This window comes from Streptomyces sp. RLA012 (assembly GCF_056270325.1).
This window is the reverse complement of record NZ_JBWDPA010000002.1, coordinates 11,002,446-11,023,827: the sequence shown is the minus strand read 5'-3', so window position 1 is coordinate 11,023,827 and position 21,382 is coordinate 11,002,446. Positions and strand designations below refer to the sequence as shown.

Sequence of the window (21,382 nt, the reverse complement as noted above, 5' to 3'; positions counted from 1 at the left end):
TTTGCCGCGAGCGGCCGGCCACTGTCGAACCCCTGTCCCGTCGAGCCCTCAAGCGGCGACGGCCTCGGGTTCGGCATTCCATTGAGCGGCACGCAGTGTGTTGACCATGAGCATGGCGATGGTCATGGGGCCCACGCCGCCGGGGACGGGGGTGATACGACCGGCGATACCGTCGAGCTCGTCGGAACGAACGTCACCGGTCAGGCCCGCAGGCGTCCGATGGATGCCGACGTCTATCACGACGGCGCCGGTCCGGACGTGCTCGGGGCCGATGAGCCCGCAGACCCCCGTGGCGACCACGACGATGTCGGCGGGCCGGGTCACCGCCGCGAGGTCGACGGTGAACTCGTGCGCCACGGACACGGTCGCCCCGCGCCGCAGCAGCAGGTGGGTCAAGGGCTTGCCGACGAGCTCCCCCCAGCCGACCACCGCGACGTTCGCGCCCTTGAGCAAAATGCCCTCGGCGTCGAGCAGTTCGATGACGCCACTGGGCGTGCAGGGGCGCAGCCCCCGCTCCCCGCGGGCCAGGAGACCGAGGCTGGCGGTCGTGAGGCCGTCGACGTCCTTGGTGACGGGGATGCGGTCGATCAGCGTGGCCGCGTCGAGCTGCGGGGGCAAGGGAAGTTGGAGCAGGATGCCGGAGACCTCCGGGTCGGCGGCCAGTTCGTCCAGGACGGCGGCCACGTCGTCGTGGGTGGCGTGCTGGGGCAGGTGGCGGTGGAAGTCGCGCATACCGGCTTCCTTGATGGCGCGCCGTTTGGCGGCGACGTACACGGCGCTGGCCGGATCGTCGCCGACGAGGACGGTAGCCAGTCCGGGGATTCTCCCCGAACCGGTGGCCGCCGCCGCGGCGACCTCTTCGGCGACCTGCGAACGGATGCGTCGGGCGATCCCGGTGCCGTCGATCCTGGTTGTCATGGTGGCGAACCGCTTTCTTGTCGTGAGGAACGATTCGCCCGGGTGAGAGAGGTGTGCTGCGTGCGGTCGGTGTGACCGCGGCTGTACGGCGCCTGGACCGAGCCGGCCGCCGGTCGTCGCTGCGGTCGCCGCGCGATGGCACACGCGCGGCGCCGTCGCGGCGGCCGGCTCGGTCGCTTGGGGGTGTGGCGCACGACAAGACCGTCTATCCCTGCACCGGGCGTTTTCCTGTCGGTGGGAGTCGACGAGCCGTCTCGCCGTCAGGCGAAGACGATGGTGTGGTTGCCGTCGCGGATGACCCGGTCCTCGGCGTGCCACAACACGGCGCGGGAGAGCACCGCGCGTTCTACGTCGGCGCCGCGACGGGTGAGGTCGGCGGCGGTGTGGGCGTGGGTGACGCGGACGACGTCCTGCTCGATGATCGGGCCCTCGTCGAGGTTCTCGGTGACGTAGTGGGCGGTGGCTCCGACCAGTTTCACGCCCCGCTCCTTCGCCTTGGCGTACGGTCCGGCGCCGATGAAGGCGGGCAGGAAGGAGTGGTGGATGTTGATGACCGGAACGCCGACATCCTCGATGAAGTCACGGGAGAGGATCTGCATGTAGCGGGCCAGGACGACGAAGTCGACGTTGCCCTTGAGCAGCCGCAGGTGTTCCGCCTCCGCAGCGGACTTGTCCGCGCCCTGGCAGGGGACGTGGAAGAAGGGGATGCCGAAACTGCGCACCTCCTCGGCCACGTCCGGGTGGTTGGAGATCACCATGCAGACGGCGACGGGCAGTTGGCCCTGGCGGTGGCGCCAGAGCAGGTCGAGCAGGCAGTGGTCGGACTTCGAGGCGAAGATCGCGACCCGCTTGGGCACCGACAGGTCGCGCAGCGTGTAGCTCAGTCCGAACTCTCCCACCAGGCGCTCGTCGAGATCCGCTCGCAGGTCGGGCAGCGCGGCCTGGAGGTGGTCGAGGCCGAAGACGGTGCGCTGGAAGAAGGCGCCGCCCTGCGGGTTGTCGGAGTACTGGTCGAGGGAGACGATGTTCGCGCCGTGGCTGCTGAGGACGGATGCCACGGCGGCGACGATGCCCGTGGCGTCGGCGCCCTGCACGATGAGCGAAGCCTGCTGGGCAGGCGGCTTGCTCGGGGCGGAGCGGGCCGGGGCGTCTTGCGTGAGGGTCATGCCAGGCTCTCCTTCCGGAAGCGGGTGGCCCAGTCGGAGGTGGCCTTGAGCCCGCCGAACGTATAGAAATGGATCTTCAACTCGCCGTGCCGGGCGGGGTCGTGGGAGGCGGCGAGGTCGCGCAGGAAGCGGTCCGGTCCCGCGGTGCCCATGAGGTTGGTCAGGGAGAAGCCGTATTTCTTGACGACGGAGGCGCTGGTGCCGACGCCGAACCGGGCGGCGTACGACATGAGCCGGCGCACTCCGGCCGGCCCGGGCACCCCGATCCTGATCGGGAGCGCGATGTCCTGGCGACGGACCTCCTCCACCCAGGCGAGCACCGCGTCGACGTCGAACCCGAACTGCGTGATGATGCCGCCCTCCAGGGGCTGCGCGGACAGCGCCGCGTGCTTGTCCCGCAGCGCGGACCACAGCAGACCGCCGTCGATCTCGGGGTGTCCTTCCGGATACCCGCTGACACCGACATGGCGGACGCCGTACTCCTGCAGCAGCCCCGTGTCGATCAGGGACAGGGCATCGGCGAAGGGACCCTCGGGACGCGCCGGATCCCCACCGACGACGAACACGTTGTCGGATGTGCCGTCGGCGTGCAGACCGGCCAGGAACCGCTCGAAGTCGGCGCGCGACCCGAGGCGGCGGGCTGATATGTGCGGTACGGGAACGAAACCGAGCCGCTTGACCGCGCGCGCAGCGTCCAGCCGCATCCGCAGGTCCTCGTTGCCGAGGAAGGTGACATTGATCCGGGTGCCCTGGGGAATGGTGTCGCGGGCCTCCTCCAGTTTGGGAACGTCCTTCCCGGTCATCTCCAGGGAGAAGTCCTCAAGCAGCGAGGTACCGACCGCTGTGCGTACCGTGCTCGCGGGATTCATCGTTCTTCGTCTCGCTTTCTCGTCTGCGGTTCCAAGTCCTGGGGCGCGCCCGCGGCACCGCCGAGGTGAGGGACGACGGCCTGGCGACATGACGTTGCGTCAGAAGGCAGGCCGTCCGGCGGTGCCGCGCGGTCGGCCGAAGTCAGCGGTTGCTGCGGTAGAGGGTGCGGGCGTGCTGGTTGAACGGGGAGGGCTGGACGGTGGCACGGATGCGGGGGAGGCCGAGGTCGGCCTCGGGGTCGGTGCCGGAACCGGGGTGCTCGCCCCAGACCACCGTCACCTCGGTGCCCGTCGCGGCGTGTTCGGGGTCGATCAGGGTCTGCGCCAGCACGGTGCCCACCGGGTCGATCGACGCGCTCTGCATCGTCACGCCGACCAGACCGGAGGCGCTCTCCACCCGGTGCCGGGCGTAGGAGAGGACGAACCCGGGGTCCTCACCCTGTCCGATGACGGTGCGGACGTCATCCGGGTCCAGGACGAGGGTGACCTTGGCGCGCAGCGGCTCGTTCTTGGCCTTCTCCAGGGCGTCCCGGCCCACGAAGTCGTGGTTGAAGGAGATCACCTTTCCGTAGCCCAGCTCGTACGGGGAGACGTAGTAGTCCTCGATGTCCTCGGAGAAGTAGCTGCCGTTCAGCGGACGCTTGCCCTCGATGCCGAACAGAGGCAGGTGCTTGCGGTAGTCCAGCAGGTCCGGGTCGGTGTAGATGGCGGGCACCGGAGAGGGGATCCATCCGCTCTCCACGCTCGGCGTGGCGTACGCGAGGGCCCCGACCTGGACCAGGCCGAGCGGCTCGCCCGCCTTGAGGAAGGTTTCGTGGACATGGGCGGCGTGCTCCCAGGGTCCGATGAACTCGAAGCCCGCCTGGCCGGCCATGCCGTGGCGCAGGGCGCGGATGGGGCGACCGTCGAGGGAGACCGCGGCGGAGTGGAAGAACTTCGTCTCCGGCAGCGGCCCGCCGAAGACCCGCTCGACGAGTTCCGCCGCCAGCGGACCCTGGATCTGGTAGCGGAACAGCTTCGGATCGCCGCCGCCCTGGCGGAAGGCGGAGGACGCGTCGGTGACGAACCCGACGTCGTAACCGCCCCTCTCCGCGTGGTACTTCACCCAGTGCTGCGCGGCCGGGATCCCGCTGAGCAGGTACTTGTTCTCCCCCTCCCGGGCGAGGATCCCGTCGGTGACGATGTGGCCGTGGCGGGTGACCGGCACGTACTGCTTGGCCTGTCCGATCGCGAACTTCTCGAAGTTGTTGGCCCCGTGCTCGGCGAGCACCCGTGTGGCGTCCGGGCCCTCGATCCACATGTCGTACATGTGGTGCGAAAGGTTGAGCAGAGCCACGCCCTCGTGCCAGGCGGCCTGCTCCAGACGCCAGCCCGCGTACTCGCGCTCCACGACTTCGGGGGTCCACGGCTCGGCGCCCGGCTGCCACAGCAGCTTGATCGGCGAACCGGCCTTGTCGATACCGTCCTGGAGGGTGGGGATTGCCATTGCGGCTCCTTGCTCGTAGCGACTTTCGGTGATCTGTCTCATGGGTTGATCTGCCTGAGGGGCGCTAAATCGATCTAGTGAATCGGAGAGGAACGCAGTCGCCCGACAAGCCGGAGGGGTCCCACAGAGGTCATCACTAAAACGATCTAGCGGAAGCTAGCAGAGCGGTCTCGCCCGAGGCGAGTACCGGTCGGCGGATTTCTCAGGATTCTCGGTCGAGGTGTGCGCGGTACGCGGCCGCCATGCGCACCGCGTCGAGGCCGGCGCGGACATCGTGGACACGCACACAGAACGCGCCTTCCGCGGCGGCGAGCGCGGAGACCGCCGCCGACGCCACGTCCCGCCCCGCGGGCGGCACTTCACCGCCACCCCCGGCCGCGAGGGCCGCACCGATGAACCGCTTCCTCGACACGCCGACGAGCAGCGGGTACCCGAGCCGCCGGAGAGACCCCAGGCGGGCCAGCAGCGTCCAGTCGTGCTCGGGCCGCTTGGAGAAGCCGATTCCCGGGTCGAGGACGACACGGGCCAGGTCGACTCCCCGCTCCTCCAACTGCCACAGACGTCGGCCGAGTTCGGCGATGACGTCGGCGACTACGTCGTCGTACTCCGCATGACGGTCCATCTCACGACTCGGCGCACGCCAGTGCATGGCGACGTACGGAACGCCGGCCGCGGCGACGGTCGACGCCATGGCCGGGTCGGCCAGGCCGCCACTGACGTCATTGACCAGACGGGCGCCCGCCTCGACGGCCGCTCGGGCCACGGGCGCATGCATGGTGTCGATGCTCGTGCACACGCCGGCCCGGGCAAGTTCACGCACCACCGGGACGATCCGGGCCAGCTCCTCCTCCAGGCACACGGGCCGCGCCCCCGGACGGGTGGACTCACCCCCGACGTCCACGATGTCCGCGCCCTGAGCGGCCAGTTCCAGCCCCCGGTCGGTGGCGTACCGGATGTCCGCGTACAGGCCCCCGTCGGAGAAGGAGTCGGGCGTGACGTTGAGGATCCCCATGACCAGACATCGACCCGGCCGGGGCAGCCCTTCAAGTTCTGTAGGTGTTCTCGACCGCCCGATGGCGGCATCTTGCATGGTTGGCATCGGTGACAACCCCCCTTGATCCCGCGTCCCGCCGCGAGAAAGGAATGCTAAATCCATTAGGCAGTCATGTTACAGAGAGAGTGCTAAATCGTTCTAGTCCTTCACGTGATTATCTTCTGGATCGCCGGAACCGGCTCCGACGGGTTCACGGACAGGTGCTCGCAACGGCGTGTCCGCCCGTCGTTGACCGGACAGGCTGCTGCCGGGGGGGGCGAGGTGGTTCGGTCGCTTGCGGTACGGGCGATGGTAAGGGCGGTGTCCTGCTCGCCGGGCGAAAGCTGACGTTGCACCCCGCAGGGGAGGTCGGCAGCCGAAGCGCCGGTCGGGTACCTGTTCCAGCGCGTCGCAGAGGCCGACCGGGCCGGCGCCGCCGATCGGCGGCCGTCCGATCACGGAGGCCGGGTTACGAGCCGGGAGCACAAGCCCGATCCGTTCCCAACGGAATGGGCAGACCAGCGGAATGGCATGCCTGCCTGTAGCGACACCAAGGACGTGCGACCAGGTGTTCGACAGGACGCTCGACCACTCACCGGTCCTGACCTGCGCGAAAAGGAGGCATACGAGTCGGTCCCCACACGCGGGGGCATGGAGAGGCCCACTGCCCCGAACACCTCGTCGAGGGGGGCCTGGTACCCATGCATCACGGGGTGCAGCAAGCACGGGGGCCAGCCCGCCTCCTCCCGCGAGACCCCGAAAGGGTCAGCGTCGGTAGCGGCCCGCTGAATCAGCGCAGATGGCGGCGGTCCGCACACGGCACTGCGGCGGGTGCGCCGCGGCCGGCGCCCTCGGCATGACGGCCGGCGCCCTCGGCATAGAAGACAGCCCCGTCCCTGCGGATCACCTTGATGCCGTCACGTTCGGCGAGCCACACCGCCGGCGTGTCTGCTGCCCGGTCGGGCAGTAGGTCGATGGGCCGGTGGGGGCTCCCCGTCGACCAGGAGAGTGCCGTAGACGCACCCGCGCCACAGCGCGAACATCCACCGCGAGCGCCTTCGGCGTCCCGCACAGTCTGGGCACACTGCCCCCGATGTGGCCGCCCGCGCCTCGACATGCCGTGGAGGCGGTCGGTGGTTGGCTCCGCGCCGGCCAAGGTCAACAGCCGTACGCCAGCCACGATTTCATGCACACAGCGTCACACTTCACAGAACGAGAACCGGAGCAGGCAGCGCCTTCTCCGCATTTCTCATCCATTTCCAGGTGTGGGAGCACTCACAGGATGTCCCATATTTAATTGATTTGCTGATGAAAAAGCCTGAATTGCCGATTCGAGGCAAGTGACCTTAACTGGGTCCTGGTGAGTTGATCAGCCGACGCCTTCTCTGAAGGACGCTCACCCACCGTCAGGAACCACGAGTTCAGCCACGCCGTTCCAGCACCGCCGAACCCGCCCCAGGCCAGGGGCGGGCAGCCCGGCGAGGGACCGGCCGGCCGGACACGATCCGCCGCACGGACAAACACGAGTGCATTCACCGAGGAGGTGTGCGAGCCAATGGTTACAGCACCAGTGCTCTGGAACAACGGCAAGGCGTACATGTTCGACGGCAGTACGTACTACAGCTACGACGTCGCCGCCGACAAGGTCGACCCCGGCTACCCGAAGCCGATCGCCGGCAACTGGCCCGGGCTGTTCCCGTCCGGGGTCGACGCCGGCGTGGTGTGGAACAACGGGAAGGCGTACTTCTTCCGCGGCTCGGAGTACATGCGCTACGACATGGCCGCCGACAAGGTCGACCCCGGCTACCCCAAGCAGATCGCCGACAACTGGCCCGGGCTGTTCCCGTCACACATCGATGCCTCCGTGGTGTGGAACAACGGCAAGGCGTACTTCTTCCACGGCTCGGAGTACATGCGCTACGACATCGCCGCCGACAAGGTCGACCCCGGCTACCCCAAGCAGATCGCCGACAACTGGCCCGGGCTCTGGTCGGCGAACCTCGATGGTGGCGTGGTGTGGAACAACGGCAAGGCGTACTTCTTCCGCGGTTCCGAGTACATGCGCTACGACATCGCCGCCGACAAGGTCGACCCCGGCTACCCCAAGCAGATCGCCGGTAACTGGCCGGGCCTCCCGTAGGCCCTCCCCCTGACAGCCGCCCGAGCGGGTACGGCCGGAACCCGTCGGGGTTCCGGCCGCACCCGCAGGCGGTCGGCGAGGCCGACGAACACGCGCGCAGCGCCGCCATCTGCGAAAGGATCGGCTCCACCAGCCACGGGCCGATCTCGAACGGGTGCGGCATTACATCGAAGCGGTACCGGGCCGTTGCCACCCGCTTCGACAAGCGCGACGCTTCGATAAGCACGACTACCCGTTCAACGGCACCCTGACCGTCACCGCGATCGTCATCTGGGTCCGCGACCCTGTCCAAGAGCCAGCAGAAACGGCCTAGTTGCTGAACGCCTCGATGCGGCAGCGCTTCTGGAGTTCTGGCAGGTCGGGCACGTTGACCTCGCCGGAGGGCCAGGTGTAGCCCTCGCCGTCGGCCATCGGCTCCACCTTGACGCCGGCCCTGTGCAGGCAAGCGATCTCGGCCCGGAAGTCGTCCATGTAGTGCGGGTTCTTCGCACGGTCCAGCTCGGGCGGATCGAGGGGCAGCTTGGTGATGCACGCCTTGGCGGCCTTGGGGAAGGCGCGGTGGGACTGGTCGGGGACGTCTCTGCCGTCCTTGACGACACTCTGCATCGGCACTCCATGCTGGTGGATGCAGGCCGCCCAGACGTTGAACAGGCGGGTCTTCTCCTCCTCGCTCGTGTCCAGGCGTAGCTGCGGGCGACCCGCGTCGGGGTCCGGGGTCTGCTTCCCGCGTGCCTCGGCGGACGAAGCGGTGCCCTTGTCGGTGACGGATGCCACGTCCGTGCCGGAGGCGGTGTTCCCGCCGCACGCGGTGAGGGTGGCGAGCGCGAGGACCGCCGTGGCCGGCACGAGGAGGGCCGGCACCCGCCGGAGCCGGGGCTGGGGCTGGGGCTGGGCGTCGGGCTGGAAGCGGTGATGGTTCATGTCTCCTGGTTTCTCTACGTTTCTCTACGAGGGCTGGGGGGCTGGGGGGGGCGAGCTGGGGATCATGTGGTCCGGGCTTCATGCCGAGGCGAGTGCTTCGGTCGGGGACAGGTGTGCGGCGCGCAGGGAGGGGTACAGTCCGGCGATCGCTCCCACCAGGACGGTCCCGGCGACGCCGGCGGCCACCGCGGTCGGGGGGATGACCGGGGGCCAGTCCTGGTAGGCGGTGTAGGCGAGGGTGGCCAGGACGCCGAGCAGGGTGCCGGCCAGGCCGCCGAGGGTGGACAGGGCGACGGATTCGGTGAGGAACTGCAGCCGTATGTGGCCGCGAGTGGCGCCGAGGGCCCGGCGCAGGCCGATCTCGCGGCGCCGTTCGAGTACCGAGACGACCATGGTGTTGGCCACTCCGACGCCGCCGACCACCAGCGCCACCCCTGCCAGTCCGAGGAAGAGGGCCGAGAAGGTGGTCTGGGTGTCGCGTTTCGCGGCGAGGGCGTCCGAGGGGCGGCTGACCATGATCACGCCCGGCAGGCTGGGATTGACCGTGTCGGGAAGGACGTCCCGTACCGCTTCGATCCGGGGCTCCTCGGCTTTCACGTAGATGACCGTGGGATGGCCGTCGAAGTCCAGTTCGGTGCGGGCGGGTTGCCAGGGGACGAGGACGGAACGGTCGATGTCGGGGGACAGCGGGGTCTGCTCCAGGACGCCGATGACGGTGAACCACCGGCCGTTGACGTAGATCTGCGGGGCGGGGCCGCCGGGCGGAACGCTGGGCAGGCCGAGCCGTGCGGCCGCCACCGAGCCGAGCACCGCGGTGGGGAACGCGTCGGACGTCCGGTTGAGGAAGCGCCCCGACTGCACACGCGCGTTGATCAGGGACAGCAGGTTGTCCTTCGCCGCCAGGACGGTCAGTCCCGCGTAGGTGTCCGGGTCCACCTTGTCCGAGCGGTTGACCACGGCATGGGTGTTGGCCACCGCGCTGACCGCGGTGACGGGGCCGATGCGGGCGACCATGTCCACCGACTCCTCGGACAGGAGCACCGGCGGTTTCAGGTCGGGTTGGGCCTGTGCCGTGAGCATGGTGGTGCCGAGCGCTGACAGCCGCTCCATCAGCGCCTTCTGGCTGGATGCCGGGATGGCGGTGACGACGATCATCGTCGCGATGCCCAGCGAGATACCGAGGGCGGACAGGGCGGCCCGTACCTTGCGGGTACGGATGCCCAGCATCCCCAGAGCGAGGACATCCCGAGGAGGAAGACGGACCGGTCGGATCCGCAGGGCCGCACCACCACCCGTCGGCGCGGAGGCGGGAGTGAGCCCGGCGGCAGACGAGGCAGGGGCGGTTGGGGTACGTGGGCTCACGACTGGGCGTCCAGGGGTTCGAGTTCGAGGTCCATACCGGCAGGTCCGAGGCCGGTGTCGGTCACGAGGCGTCCGTCGAGGATCTCCAGCCGTCGGGGCAGCCGGGCGGCGATGTTCCGGTCGTGGGTGATCAGCGCGATGGTCGTGCCGTGGCTGTTGAGGTCGGACAGCAGCTTCAGCACCGCTTGTCCGTTGACGGTGTCGAGGGCGCCGGTGGGCTCGTCGGCCAGGACGAGCGAGGGCCGGTTGACCAACGCGCGGGCGACGGCGACCCGTTGCCGCTCGCCGCCGGACAACTGGTGCGGCAGGTGGTGCTCCCGATGGGTCAGCCCGACCTGGGCGAGCGCTTCGCGAGCCATCGGCCGTCGCCGTCGGCGCGGCACACCGCTGTAGAGCAGGCCCGTGGAGACGTTCTCGGTCGCGCTCAGTCCGTCGGTGAGGTGGAAGTGCTGGAAGACGAAGCCGAGATGGCGGCTGCGGAGCGTGGAGACCTGCCGGTCGGTGAGGGCGGCCACGTCCTGACCGGCGAGTTCGACGGTGCCGCTGGTGGCGCGGTCGAGGGTGCCCATGATGTTCAGCAACGTGGATTTACCCGAACCCGACGGGCCGACAATGGCCACGAATTCGCCTGCGCGGATCGTCAGTGACACGTCGTCGAGCGCCGTCACGCCGTCGTATCCACGGCTGACCCGGTGTACTGCGAGGACCGGGGGTGGAAGCGGAGGTGGGGGTGTCATGAGGTGGTCACGACCCTGGTTCCGGCTGTGACCGATCCGCTGATCTCGACCAGTCCCTTGGCGAACAGCCCCGTGGTGACCTTGATCAGCTTCCCGTTCTGGAGCTGCACCGCGTAGCCGCCCTCACTCAGCGCGAGTAACGCACCGACCGGTACGACCAGGACGTTCTTGCTGGTCCGGCCGGTGAACCGCACCTGTACGGGCGCCGAGTCGATGCCGCGGACGGCTGCGCTTCCCCTGCCTTCGTCCAGGATGACGGTGATGGTGCGGGTGGGACCCGCGCCGGTGCTTCCGCCTTCCTCGGAGTCGGATCTGATCGTGGTGCCGATGACACTGATCCTGCCGGGCGCGGACGAACCGTCGGGCAGGGTGACCGTGACGGTGTTGCCCTTCCTGAAGGACGAGGAGTCGCCTGCGGAGGTCTCCACGGTGACGCGCTTGCCGGTGCCGGTGACGGACATCAGTTCGCCGGAAGCGGCGTCACCCGTCAGCACCTTGAGCTGACCGACCCGGACAGCGCCCGTCGTCACGATGACATCGCCGGACTCCAGCACCGAGGTCTCCGGCACTCGCGTATCCCGCTGCCAACGGCCGATCGCCGCCATCAGACCCTGGGTCAGCACGGAGTCGCCCGGCTGGACCCGCTGGGGGACGAACAACGCAACCGGAGAAGGGCTGTCGGCCACCGCGGGGGAAGGGTTGCCGGAAGTGGTCCCGGCGCCCCCCGGCTCCTTGTCGCCCTTCGCATCCTCGACGCCCGCCAACTCTGCAGCGCCCGCCGACTCCTCAGCGCCTGCTGGCTCTTCAGCGCCTGCTGGCTCTTCAGCGCCTGCCGACTCCTCCGGCTCCTCGGCGGAGCCGGTCCGCGACGGAGTGACAAGGGTGCCCGCCGGGGGCTGGACACCGATGTCGTACCCCAGCGCTCGCAGGTTGTCGGCCACCATCCGTACGTCCGGGCCGACCATGCCCACGGTGTCCAGGCGTCGGTACAGCGGGGTGGACCCGTAGAACACCGTGGTCGGCCGGTTGTCCACCCGGTAGAGCTGCCGGCCGCGCTTGACGGTCGTGCCGACCGCCGGCAGCCAGGTCACCGTTCCGGTGGAGGTGCTGCTGATGCTACGAGGGCTGCCGTAGCCGAGCGTCCCGTCGAGGGACACCGAGTCCGACAGATCGGTGCGCTGCACGACCACCGAACTCACCGACGGAGTCGCGGCCGTCGACGGGGACCTGGCGGCCTGGGACCAGTGCGGGACGAGGACGATGCCGCCCGCGGCCATCGCGACGACGACTCCCCCTGCGATCACCGCCGTCCGGCGGGTCGGGCGGTGCCCAGCCATGTCCGGTTCCGCGAACCCGTCCTCTCGGCCGGGGCCTTCCGGGTGGTGCGAGCCGGGTGCGGAGGGCTGGACTCTGGACGTGTGGCGTGACATGGCTGACAGCCTGTCGGCCGGATATGAAGGTCTGGTCAGGACCATATGAGTGTCCTGTCCAGGGCGATTACAGTCTCGGCTATGTGCGCGAACGTCCTGGTCGCGGAAGACGACGTCAAGCAGGCAGAGATCATCGGCCACTACCTTGCGCGGAACGGCCATGTGGCCCGGCTCGTCCACGACGGCCGTACCGCCCTGGAGGAGATCCGCCGGTGGCCTCCCGATCTGCTGGTCCTGGACATCATGCTGCCCGGCGTCGACGGCCTGGACATCTGCCGTGTGCTGCGCGCCGAACCCGCCCACGCGGGCCTCCCGGTGCTCATGCTCACCGCGCGCACCGCAGAAGAAGACCTGCTGCTCGCCTTCGACCTGGGCGCGGACGAATACGTCACCAAGCCCTACAGCCCTCGCGAGTTGATGGCCCGCATCCGCAACCTGCTCAGACGGGTGGAGCGGCTGGCGGAGGCGGAACGATCGTCCCCGTCACCGACAGGCACGGCGGGCGATGCCTCCGGGGTCCTCACAGCAGGGGCGATCACCGTGGACCGCAGGCGCCACACGATCACCGTCGGCGGACGGCCGGTGACGTGCACGGCCGGCGAGTTCGACCTGCTCGCCGCCATGGCCGCCGAGCCGGGGCGGGTCTTCACCCGGCGTCAACTGCTCGCCGTCAGCCGGGGCACCAACGCCTACATCACCGAGCGAACCGTCGACGTACACGTCCTGAACCTGCGCAAGAAGATCGAAGCCGACCCGAGTTCCCCGGTCCACCTGTTGACGGTCTACAAGGTGGGCTACAAGCTCAACGACCGCACTCCGGCAGGCACATCCCTGCCCTCGGACAGCTGGTGAACGCCGTCGGGGCGGCCGGGAACAGGCTGCCGGTCCACCGCAGTCTGCTGTTCAGGATGCTCGCCTCCTCACTGCTCATCGTGGTCTGCGCGATCGCGGCCACCGCCTGGCTGGCGGTACGGACCACCACCGACGCCGTACGGGACCAGCAGGGGCAGGTGCTCGCCGACGACACCATGATCTACCGCACCCTCATGTCGTACGCCGCGTCCCATCCCGACTGGCGAGGTGCCGCCCCCGTGGTGCGCGACCTCGCCCGCCGAACCGGCCGGCACATCACCGTGACTCCGCAGGACACCCGGCGACCGGTGGTGAGCGGGCCGGTCCGCCCCTCCCGTACGCCCGGCAAGGCGTTCGCCGCCATCGACCCGCTGCACACCGACCCGTTCCTGTCACCGCAGGCAGGCGGCAGCGGCATCGACCCTGCCGCGCTGGGCCCCTACGCTCTGCGGGCAGCCGACCGGCAGCGTCTCGGCCGCGCGGCGAACGCCGTCGCGAAGTGCCTCACCGGCGCGAGCGTGTCCTTCGAGCGATCGGCGTCCCCCTCGGGCCGTCCGGTCATCGCACTGCTGTACGACGTCTCGCTCCGGGAGCAGATGCAGGACGCGGATCAGCAGCAGTACCTCGCCAGGCGCGCCGACGACTGCGGGCTGCTCGAACTGGATGTCCCTACCGCCGGCGAGGACCACGCACTCACCGCTCTCAACGATGTCGTCAACGCGTGCCTGCGGCGCCAGAAGCTGCCCACGGTGCACCTCGGGCTGGACTTCATGTCCGGCACCACGGCGCAGGGCACCGTCCCGCACACCGCGCGGAACTGCGTCGACACGGGCCGCCGCGAACAGCTCGCGCCCTACGTCGCCCCCTCGGCGCTGCTGTACGTCAGCGACACCTCCGGCTCGACCGCCGCGCCCTTCGACCTCTCGCCGACCAACGCCCTGCGGACACTCGTCGTCACCGCGGTGGTCCTGCTGATCGCCGCGTTCGTCACCGTCGTGACCGGCATCCACCTGGTCCGCCCGCTGCGAGCGCTGACCAGGGCGGCCCAGGACCGCGACGAACACCTGCCCCCGGTGCCGGTCGCCCGGTACGACGAGATCGGCCGGCTCACGGCGGCGTTCAACGAGCTCTCCGAGCACCGGGCGCGCACCGAACGGCAACGCCAGGTCATGGTCAGCGACATCGCCCACGAGCTGCGTACTCCGTTGAGTACCATCCGCAGCGCCTTGGAAGCGACCCAGGACGGCGTCATCGAGGCGAACCAGCACCTGACGACATCTCTCCTGGAAGAGGTGCTGCTGCTTCAGCACGTCATCGACGACCTGCAGGATCTCGCCGCCGCCGACGCGGGCACCCTGCGGCTGTACGCGGAACCGGTCCTGGCCGAGGCCGTTCTGCGGCATGTGGCGGCCGCCCACCGGGCCGCGGCGGAGAAGGCGGGGGTCACGCTGCTGTTCCACAGTCCGGGCAGGCTGGACCTGTGGGCCGATCCGTTGCGGCTGCGTCAGATCGTCGGCAACCTCGTCTCCAACGCCGTCCGCCACACGCCGCCCGGCGGCCGGGTCACCCTCCACGCGCGCAAGGACGATGCCACGGCTGTCATCGAGGTGACCGACACGGGAACCGGTATCGCGGAAGAGGATCTGCCCTTCGTCTTCGAACGGTTCTGGCGGGCGGAGAAGTCCCGCAGCCGCAAGACCGGCGGCAGCGGTCTGGGCCTGTCCATCGCCCGCAACCTCACCGAGGCACACGGTGGCGAGCTGTCAGCCGCCAGCACGCCCGGACGCGGCGCCACCTTCACCCTCAGGCTCCCCCCGCACAAGGAGCAGGAGGAGGACGGAAAAGCAAAGGGCCACGGACTGCGGTAGCACGCGAACCTCTTCCAGCCGCCGTTGGTGGATGTAGGCGGTCACCGCCTCTCCCGCCGCGGCGAACGCCCGCTGCAGGGTGCGTACGGAGACGTTGAGTTCGCGTGCCGGCATCGTCGGAGGGAGTTCGGGATCGGCGAGGTGGCTGTCCGCGAGGTTCTTCGCGGCCTGGGCGAGCGCGGGGGCCAGTCGGGGTTCCACGTCGTCGAACCGACGCATCGCCACTGGCTTGGCCAGCTCGATCAGGGCGCTGTGGGCGGCTTGCACACCGGCGGGGCCGAGGTCGCCGCCGTCGTCGCGTTCCTCGCCGGTCCTGACGCCGGGTTTCTCAATGGCGTGCACATTCCCGTGGACGGTGGCCTGACCGCGTCGAACGGCCAGACCAACCTGTACAAGATCGACGGCTGACTCCTCGACGGCGAGGAGCCGTTCGCCCCTCAGGCCACCCTGAACCTGATGAGCGGGATTCGAACGCAGAGTTCGACGCGGGCGGAGGACTCTCCCAACTCGGCGGGCAGTACGGCGAACAACTCCACGGGACTGAGCTCCCGCAGGATGGCCGGCGCCGCCGCAGCCGCCTCCGGCGGCGTCTGTTCTTCCGCTGCACGGCGGTGGGTGCTGAACAACGCGATGGCGATCACGGTCTGCACTCGCCGGATGAAGAGCGGAAACTCCATCTCCCACGCCGTGGCGCTGTGCTCCAGCCGCGCGTGGAAAACTGCCTCCCACAGGCGCGCTGCGACGATGTCGCCCGCCGCTTGCTCACACGTGGCAAACACGGCCATGGCATTCCCTTCCCGTATCTCGCCGTCAGGGGATGGACCTACGGCGGTCCTACAGGCAGGCCACGTTCAGCGTAGAGCTGTAGAGCTATCGCAGTCCCTCACGCGTGATACCGGCGACCGACCGCAACGGCGGCGGGCAGAACGCCTCGTGCCCGGCGCGGCGGACGTCCACCCCGGGGTGAGGTGCACGGGTCAGGAAGGTGCCCGCCCTCAGGCGTCGGCGCACCGACGCCACCGGCGAACAGATGGGGCAGCTGATGCGCGAGCACGGAGGTCGGATCCTTGGGGTGGACCGGCAGCCAGTTGCTTGCCGGACCAGCTGAATCCAGACACGTGAGCGCGTGGCCGTGCGGCGAGTTCGGGGTGGTGCGCTCCCCCACCGGGTAACCCTGCCTTTGCAGGCGGGATACCTGGGGGGGTGCTGTGAGTGCGGAAGCGGTGGTCGCGGGGGCGGCCACGTTGATCGCGTTGGGCTCGCTCTACGTCTCAATCGTCCAATCGAGACTGAGCATGCGACATAACAAACAGTCGGTGCGTCCGCTCCTCCAGCTACGACAAATACGGGATGGTGTCGCCCACCAGGCAGGTATCGAACTGATCAATGCCGGCCTCGGACCTGCCCTTGTGACGAGGACACTGGTCTACCTCGATGGTGAGCACATCGGAGAGTGGTCCAGGTCGAACTTCGAGCGTGTCCTCGGGCAGTCGCCAGAAGGTGTGCAGAAGTACGCCCTGCCCGGCGGTGTGGTGCTGCTGTCCGGACAGAGCGTCTTTCTCCTGAGGCTTGCTCCGTTCGACCGTGATCAACACGCCGGCTTTGGTGAGCTGGTTCTGCAGCGCCTGCGGTTTGAGATTCACTACGAATCCCTCTATGGCGGCGAAGACTTCGTCTCACATTCCCCACCCGTCTGACCCGACGGGACCTCGTGGCAGATGACGCCCTGGCCGAGATCGTTTCCGCCGTGATCGACACCGGACATCGCCGCTCGCTCAGTCCAAGATGCTGCCTTTCTGTCATGCGGCGAATTTCCCGTAGTTCGACAAGGCGACCGAAGTCGACAACAGCGCTGGCTGGGAATGGCGGCTGCGCGACCGGTCTGCCAGGACGTACGAAAGGCGGCCGGTCAGGAGATGGTGAAGATGCTCTCAGCGTCTTCGAGAGCGTGTGTTTCTTCCAGCGCCATGGCAACGATGTGCGGGTCGTCGTCGACGAAGTACGCGAGGCCGGTGGTGCCGTTGGTCACCAGGTTTTCCGGGGAGACTCGCTGGCCGGCACGGGGGAGTCTGGCGAAGCTGTGGAAGCCGCGGATCCTGCGGATGGCGTCCAGCCCGTTCATCGCCTGGATCCGGCCGGTGCGGTAGGTGCGCAGCAGCACCAGACCGAATGCACGGGCGGGGCGGTACGGGCGGCCGAGTTGCTGGTGGAACGACTCAGGGCGCAGGACGCTCTGGGCAAGCAGGGTCGCGTGGCTGAACCCCAGGGCCGGGACGTAGACGTCGGCGGGGAGAACGGGTCCCATCAGTCGCGAGTTGACCTCGATCAACCGCGGGCCGCGCCCGGTGATACGGACCTCGCTGTGGGCCGCGCCCTCGCGGATGCCGAGGGCGTCCAGGCAGTCCAGCGTGTACTCAACGGCCTGCTGCTCGGCCTCGGTAAGCGCTGTGCGCACGACGGCGTCGCGGATCAGCGGCTTGCCTGCCACTTCGTCGATCCGGTACAGATACACGTCGGCCAGCAGATGCCGACCACCGCGGCTGACCGTGTTGACGATGTACTGGGGGCCGCTCAGGAACTCCTGGGCCAGGATGTGGGTGTTCGTGGAACCCAGCAGGTTGACCTGGCCCGCAACAGCTTGGTACGCGGCATGCACGTCGTCGGCGTTGTGGCACATGGCGCAACCGTCGCTGCCGGCGCTGCCTGCGGGCTTCACGACTATGGGGAAGTCGTCGAGGCCGGCGAGGAGAGCATCGACGTCGTCAGGTCCGGCGAGCGTCCGGCTCCATGGTGTGGCGAGGCCGGCGGCTGCGACGGCGGTGAGCATCTCCTGCTTGTCGCGCCTGGCAAGGGTGCGCTTCGGGTCGTTGTGGGACAGGCCCAGCGTCGCCGACCAGTCGTTGGCCAGGGTCACGGCGAACTCGCTGCCCGGGCAGACCGCCACAGGCGCGAGTTCACGCAGGGCTCGGAGTGTCTCGGTGCCGTCCGTGTTGAGAACCTTGTGGGGGTGCGGGTCCTGCTCCCAGGCGTCCTTGTGGCTGCTCTGCCACAGGTGGACGGCGATGCCTCCGAGTTCCTCGATGGCACTGGACAACGAGACACCGCTGGAGCTGGGGTGGACGACAACGACCGCGGGACGGTTCATGCGTGGTACTCCTCGCGTGATGTCTGCAGCAGGTCCGCGAGGTGGTCCGCGACCATTTCCACGCGGCGGGTGATCACGGGGAGGGAGCTGGTGTAGTAGAGACTGCCGCTGGTGAGCTGGCCTAAGGCGTACACCAGGTAGCGGCGTGCGCCGTCGGGCTGGATCAGCTGGTTGGTCGCCGTGTTCACAGCAAGGCCACCGAACGCGTGGCGGGTCCCGAGGCCGGCCGCGATGATGCACTCGATCAGCGCGGTGGAGGCCGCCGGAGTCACGGCTGTCTGTCCTCTTACCGAGTTCACGACGGTGTCCACCGGCACGGATCCGCCCACGCATCGCAGGGTCAGTGTGCGGTCGTCGACTGCCCGGACGTCGCGAATACCGCCCGTCACCGTGAGCTGGCCCGAATCGACGGCTGCTTTCAGGCGAGCGGCAGTGGCTTCGGGCATCGGGTTGCACAGGCTCTGGAAGATGTGGTGGCAACTCCTCAGATAGGCCGCACGGTCGTGATCCGACCAGTGAACCCATACCAGTTCGACAAGGTTCTTCGCCGCGCCGATCAGGAGTGGCTGCCACGGGTCTGCCCGCCGAGCGCTGTCCAGGTGCCGGGCGAGCCGGTCGTGTGGGTGTTCCCGGCCATGGGCCTCCCGAGCCAGGATCGCCGGATCGATGCCGTGCGCGCGCAGTTCCGCACGCATCAACTGCAGGACCTCCGGCAGGCCGAGGCGGCCTCGCGCCACGAGGTCGCGCACAGCATGTTCGGTGAGGACGGTCGCGGGCGTGTGATGATCCCGATGACGGACCCCCGGCAGCAGGCCTCGCCGTGAGGCCATGGTGACAGGTCCGCGATGTCCTCGTTCCAGTAGCGAGAGCACCACGTCCACGGCGGTCAGGCCGGTGCCAAGGACCCCGACGCGCTCGTCGGAACCGATCATCTCCAGCATGCTCCACAGCGGATAGGGATCGTTCACGTAGCCGCGATGACCTGACTGCCCGTAGAAATCCTTCGGCGCAGCGGTGCCGACGCACAGCACTGCGGCGTCGTGCCGGTGCAGTCGCCCGGCGGCGTCTATGGCGGCCAGTTCGTCCCCGTCCGGGTGTAGGGCGACGAGTGCCTCGTGAACCACGCCGATCGGCGTTCGGCTCGCCGCGTGGTTGAGTACGTCCTTGAAACACTGGTGCACATAGTCGCCGAAAAGGTGGCGGGGCGGGAAAGCGCCTACCGTCCCGTGGCGCCGAACTCGTTGGTTCGAGTGACGCCGTAACCACCCGAGGAAGTGCGTGGGCTGGTCATGCCGGATCGACATGAGATCCGCCTGCTGGTTGAGCAGCGCCGAGTCCACGTCAGCGCGGTACGCATTCCCGCGGCCCACATCCTTGCTCGGTTCGTATACGGTCAATTCAACGCGGCCGAGCAGACCTCGCCGCATCAACCCGTCCATGACGCTCACCCCTGTCGCTCCGGCGCCGACAATTGCCAGTCTCATAGCGCACCCCTGTCAACATGTGCAACGGCATGCAGAAGAAAATGCCGTTGCGTGAAATGGACAGAAAACTATGTATGGAGGATCGAGAAATTCCACTCGAAAATCCCGTCTCGCCAAGAATCCGGTGGCAATCGGCGCCCTCGGCGGGAAGTCGACCGGCAATCAACTGGGCTCAAAGCGCAGAACCACGCGGTCTTCGATCGGGCGATACCCGATACGCTGGTAGAGGCCGTTGCTCGTTGGATTGGCCAGATCGGTGAACAGCAGCACCTCCTGCGCGCCGGCATCCAACGCGCCCCGGCTGACCGCGGCGGTTGCCGCACCGGCATACCCGCGTCCGCGGAGGTTTTTGGGCGTGTACACAGGGGCAACCCGGGCCGTGCCCTCCTGTACCTGGGTCCGGCCCGCCAGCGCGACCGGCACGCTGTCGATCTCCCATAGGAGCAGGTCGCCGAATTCGATGCGCTCGTCCACCGTCAATTCGACATTGCCCGCGTCCACTCCGGTGTCTTCGGCGAAGGCCTGATACCACTCGATCAGCAGTTCACGGTCGACCCGGGTGGCGATCCGTGCGTGGCCCGGTGGTGCCGGAGAGGGCGGGGTCAGCGTCCCGAGGCGATAGAGCCGCTCACGCCTGAGGATTTCCGAGGTCGCCCCGGTGCGGGCACACCACGCTTCACCGAACGCCTCCGCGGCCGCGGCTGGTCCGTTGACTCCGCTGACCGGTGCCTCATCGGCATCCGCCAGAAGCCCCGCCAACGCCCCAGCGACATCGGCCGCCGCGTCCGAGAGGACGATCGGACGCGGCGGAGTCTCCACGAAGGCGGCCGTGGTCGAACCATCGGCGTCCTCGAACCAGCCGAATCGTGCCGCTCCCGCGCCGAACGCGTTCGGCCCACGACGCCGGACCACCGCCGGAACGGTGACCAGCAGAGTGTTGCGGGCGGCGGTTGCCGCGATGAAACCGCCTGTCGCAGCGTCGAATGTGCCTATGTCATGAGTCACATGCCACGTCATGTGGCATTGTGCCACGCGAGTGAGCGGAACTGGTGAGGTTTGTCGCCGATCCGGACGCCCCGCCACGTCGAATTCAGCGCCCAGCCAACGACGTTCATCGACAGGTCGTGCACCGCCGGGCCACCGCCGTCGACATGCAGCAAGGCCTGCCGCTGAGGGCGAGAGCCGGGGTGGGTTCTTGAGGTGAAAGGCCCAGATGCCATGGGTCTCGCCGAGGTCCCGGAAGGCAACCAGGGCTTCCCCCCTGGACAGTCACGGCTTGCTCAAGATCTCGTCCGGCCCGGTGCTGGGTACGCTGCCCGACGTCGTCCTCGGCGCCGCCATCCGCGACTTCGCCCTCCCCGGCACGCCACCGGCCGCCGCCCGCAGGCGAATTGCCTGCACACACGCTCACCGCACTCGCGCCGGCTGTCAAAGTGATCGACGGCAGCAACGGCGGCGGCCAGCCCCGCGACGGTTCGTGAAACGTGACAAGACCCGGCGCCGTTCCGGGTGCCTGTTTCTCGTGAAATCACGAAGACGCGGCCTCACCGCCTCCGTGACGCCGGTGCACGACCAAGACGCTTCCGGCGTCCGGAGATCACGGAATGCAAACGATGATCACGTCAACCATGAGAAAGCCCACCGGCGCCCTGCTCGCAGTGGGTGCCACGGCGGCCGTTCTGGTTCCCTCGTCGGCGGCCGCAGCGCCCGCGTCCATCCAGGCGACCAGGATGGTGTCTGCACCGGTGGCGCGTACTGCTTCTCCGCCAACATCCTCGGGACCGGAAGTCTGTCCGACTTCTCCGTCGCCGACAGCAACCTCAACGACCAGCGCCGGAAGCGCTCGCCGGCCAGGTGGGTGCCGCGTTCGTCGAAGATGCCGATGGAGCACATGATCGAGCGGGACGTCATCCCCGCATGCGAGGAGCTCGGCATCGGCTTCGTCCCCTTCGGCCCGCCAAAGCGAGATCT

General features: G+C 68.6%; 18 protein-coding genes. 4 read left to right on the top strand and 14 right to left on the bottom strand.

Annotated elements, in window-relative coordinates:
* Positions 1-48: 48 nt before the first annotated feature.
* The 5 genes from RV986_RS50180 to folP form a co-directional block, all read right to left on the bottom strand.
* The gene (locus RV986_RS50180) at positions 49-918 is read right to left on the bottom strand and encodes a bifunctional 5,10-methylenetetrahydrofolate dehydrogenase/5,10-methenyltetrahydrofolate cyclohydrolase (RefSeq protein WP_475923780.1); all 870 of its coding nucleotides are present in this window, start codon (positions 916-918) and stop codon (positions 49-51) included.
* Between the two features lie 260 nt (positions 919-1,178).
* Positions 1,179-2,084, bottom strand: coding sequence for a formyltetrahydrofolate deformylase (gene purU / locus RV986_RS50175; protein ID WP_475923779.1), 906 nt, complete (start codon positions 2,082-2,084; stop codon positions 1,179-1,181).
* Entirely contained in the window at positions 2,081-2,953 is an 873-nt protein-coding gene (locus RV986_RS50170; protein ID WP_475923778.1) for a methylenetetrahydrofolate reductase, read from the bottom strand. The genes purU and RV986_RS50170 overlap by 4 nt, the downstream gene beginning before the upstream one ends.
* Before the next feature lie 142 nt (positions 2,954-3,095).
* Positions 3,096-4,439, bottom strand: coding sequence for an aminomethyl transferase family protein (locus RV986_RS50165; protein WP_475923777.1), 1,344 nt, complete (start codon positions 4,437-4,439; stop codon positions 3,096-3,098).
* Between the two features lie 202 nt (positions 4,440-4,641).
* Positions 4,642-5,529, bottom strand: a complete 888-nt coding sequence (gene folP / locus RV986_RS50160; RefSeq protein ID WP_475924701.1) for a dihydropteroate synthase — start codon at positions 5,527-5,529, stop codon at positions 4,642-4,644.
* Positions 5,530-7,027: 1,498 nt separating this feature from the next.
* Between folP and RV986_RS50155 the strand changes: the two genes are divergently transcribed.
* Positions 7,028-7,612, top strand: a complete 585-nt coding sequence (locus RV986_RS50155) for a hemopexin repeat-containing protein (RefSeq protein WP_475923776.1) — start codon at positions 7,028-7,030, stop codon at positions 7,610-7,612.
* A 309-nt stretch (positions 7,613-7,921) separates the two neighbouring features.
* Here the strand turns inward: RV986_RS50155 and RV986_RS50150 are convergent, their stop codons facing one another.
* The 4 genes from RV986_RS50150 to RV986_RS50135 all read right to left on the bottom strand — a co-directional run bounded on the left by RV986_RS50150 (position 7,922) and on the right by RV986_RS50135 (position 11,969).
* Entirely contained in the window at positions 7,922-8,533 is a 612-nt protein-coding gene (locus RV986_RS50150; protein WP_475923775.1) for a hypothetical protein, read from the bottom strand.
* 78 nt (positions 8,534-8,611) lie between these two features.
* The gene (locus tag RV986_RS50145; protein ID WP_475923774.1) at positions 8,612-9,760 is read right to left on the bottom strand and encodes an ABC transporter permease; all 1,149 of its coding nucleotides are present in this window, start codon (positions 9,758-9,760) and stop codon (positions 8,612-8,614) included.
* A 131-nt stretch (positions 9,761-9,891) separates the two neighbouring features.
* Positions 9,892-10,632 carry an ABC transporter ATP-binding protein gene (locus tag RV986_RS50140; RefSeq protein WP_475923773.1) on the bottom strand — a complete coding sequence of 247 codons (741 nt, stop codon included), beginning with the start codon at positions 10,630-10,632 and terminating at the stop codon, positions 9,892-9,894.
* Positions 10,629-11,969 (bottom strand): efflux RND transporter periplasmic adaptor subunit, encoded by a 1,341-nt coding sequence (locus RV986_RS50135; protein ID WP_475923772.1) that lies wholly within the window; start codon positions 11,967-11,969, stop codon positions 10,629-10,631. The genes RV986_RS50140 and RV986_RS50135 overlap by 4 nt, the downstream gene beginning before the upstream one ends.
* Before the next feature lie 174 nt (positions 11,970-12,143).
* Here RV986_RS50135 and RV986_RS50130 point away from each other — a divergent pair, with 174 nt between their 5' ends.
* From RV986_RS50130 to RV986_RS50120, 3 genes are all read left to right on the top strand, one after another.
* On the top strand, positions 12,144-12,914 hold the full coding sequence (locus tag RV986_RS50130; RefSeq protein ID WP_475923771.1) for a response regulator transcription factor: 771 nt from the start codon (positions 12,144-12,146) through the stop codon (positions 12,912-12,914).
* Entirely contained in the window at positions 12,911-14,782 is a 1,872-nt protein-coding gene (locus tag RV986_RS50125) for a sensor histidine kinase (protein ID WP_475923770.1), read from the top strand. Before RV986_RS50130 ends, RV986_RS50125 begins: the two co-directional genes overlap by 4 nt.
* Before the next feature lie 141 nt (positions 14,783-14,923).
* Positions 14,924-15,190, top strand: a complete 267-nt coding sequence (locus RV986_RS50120) for a hypothetical protein (protein ID WP_475923769.1) — start codon at positions 14,924-14,926, stop codon at positions 15,188-15,190.
* A 29-nt stretch (positions 15,191-15,219) separates the two neighbouring features.
* Here RV986_RS50120 and RV986_RS50115 read toward each other — a convergent pair whose 3' ends face one another.
* The 5 genes from RV986_RS50115 to RV986_RS50095 form a co-directional block, all read right to left on the bottom strand.
* Positions 15,220-15,567 carry a hypothetical protein gene (locus tag RV986_RS50115; RefSeq protein WP_475923768.1) on the bottom strand — a complete coding sequence of 116 codons (348 nt, stop codon included), beginning with the start codon at positions 15,565-15,567 and terminating at the stop codon, positions 15,220-15,222.
* 549 nt (positions 15,568-16,116) lie between these two features.
* The gene (locus RV986_RS50110) at positions 16,117-16,425 is read right to left on the bottom strand and encodes a hypothetical protein (RefSeq protein WP_475923767.1); all 309 of its coding nucleotides are present in this window, start codon (positions 16,423-16,425) and stop codon (positions 16,117-16,119) included.
* Positions 16,426-16,691: 266 nt separating this feature from the next.
* Positions 16,692-17,927 (bottom strand): ATP-grasp domain-containing protein, encoded by a 1,236-nt coding sequence (locus tag RV986_RS50105; RefSeq protein ID WP_475923766.1) that lies wholly within the window; start codon positions 17,925-17,927, stop codon positions 16,692-16,694.
* Positions 17,924-19,411, bottom strand: coding sequence for an FAD/NAD(P)-binding protein (locus RV986_RS50100; protein ID WP_475923765.1), 1,488 nt, complete (start codon positions 19,409-19,411; stop codon positions 17,924-17,926). The genes RV986_RS50105 and RV986_RS50100 overlap by 4 nt, the downstream gene beginning before the upstream one ends.
* A gap of 162 nt (positions 19,412-19,573) precedes the next feature.
* Positions 19,574-20,416, bottom strand: a complete 843-nt coding sequence (locus RV986_RS50095) for a GNAT family N-acetyltransferase (protein WP_475923764.1) — start codon at positions 20,414-20,416, stop codon at positions 19,574-19,576.
* Positions 20,417-21,382 lie beyond the last annotated feature (966 nt).

Bases quoted from the DNA above. Each gene is read 5' to 3' on its own strand.
- RV986_RS50140 (WP_475923773.1), bottom strand. From the start codon at position 10,632: ATGACACCCCCACCTCCGCTTCCACCCCCGGTCCTCGCAGTACACCGG.
- RV986_RS50165 (WP_475923777.1), bottom strand. From the start codon at position 4,439: ATGGCAATCCCCACCCTCCAGGACGGTATCGACAAGGCCGGTTCGCCG.
- RV986_RS50135 (WP_475923772.1), bottom strand. From the start codon at position 11,969: ATGGCTGGGCACCGCCCGACCCGCCGGACGGCGGTGATCGCAGGGGGA.
- RV986_RS50150 (WP_475923775.1), bottom strand. From the start codon at position 8,533: ATGAACCATCACCGCTTCCAGCCCGACGCCCAGCCCCAGCCCCAGCCC.
- RV986_RS50105 (WP_475923766.1), bottom strand. From the start codon at position 17,927: ATGAACCGTCCCGCGGTCGTTGTCGTCCACCCCAGCTCCAGCGGTGTC.
- purU (WP_475923779.1), bottom strand. From the start codon at position 2,084: ATGACCCTCACGCAAGACGCCCCGGCCCGCTCCGCCCCGAGCAAGCCG.
- RV986_RS50180 (WP_475923780.1), bottom strand. From the start codon at position 918: ATGACAACCAGGATCGACGGCACCGGGATCGCCCGACGCATCCGTTCG.
- RV986_RS50155 (WP_475923776.1), top strand. From the start codon at position 7,028: ATGGTTACAGCACCAGTGCTCTGGAACAACGGCAAGGCGTACATGTTC.
- folP (WP_475924701.1), bottom strand. From the start codon at position 5,529: ATGCAAGATGCCGCCATCGGGCGGTCGAGAACACCTACAGAACTTGAA.
- RV986_RS50115 (WP_475923768.1), bottom strand. From the start codon at position 15,567: ATGGCCGTGTTTGCCACGTGTGAGCAAGCGGCGGGCGACATCGTCGCA.
- RV986_RS50130 (WP_475923771.1), top strand. From the start codon at position 12,144: ATGTGCGCGAACGTCCTGGTCGCGGAAGACGACGTCAAGCAGGCAGAG.
- RV986_RS50145 (WP_475923774.1), bottom strand. From the start codon at position 9,760: ATGCTGGGCATCCGTACCCGCAAGGTACGGGCCGCCCTGTCCGCCCTC.
- RV986_RS50170 (WP_475923778.1), bottom strand. From the start codon at position 2,953: ATGAATCCCGCGAGCACGGTACGCACAGCGGTCGGTACCTCGCTGCTT.
- RV986_RS50100 (WP_475923765.1), bottom strand. From the start codon at position 19,411: ATGAGACTGGCAATTGTCGGCGCCGGAGCGACAGGGGTGAGCGTCATG.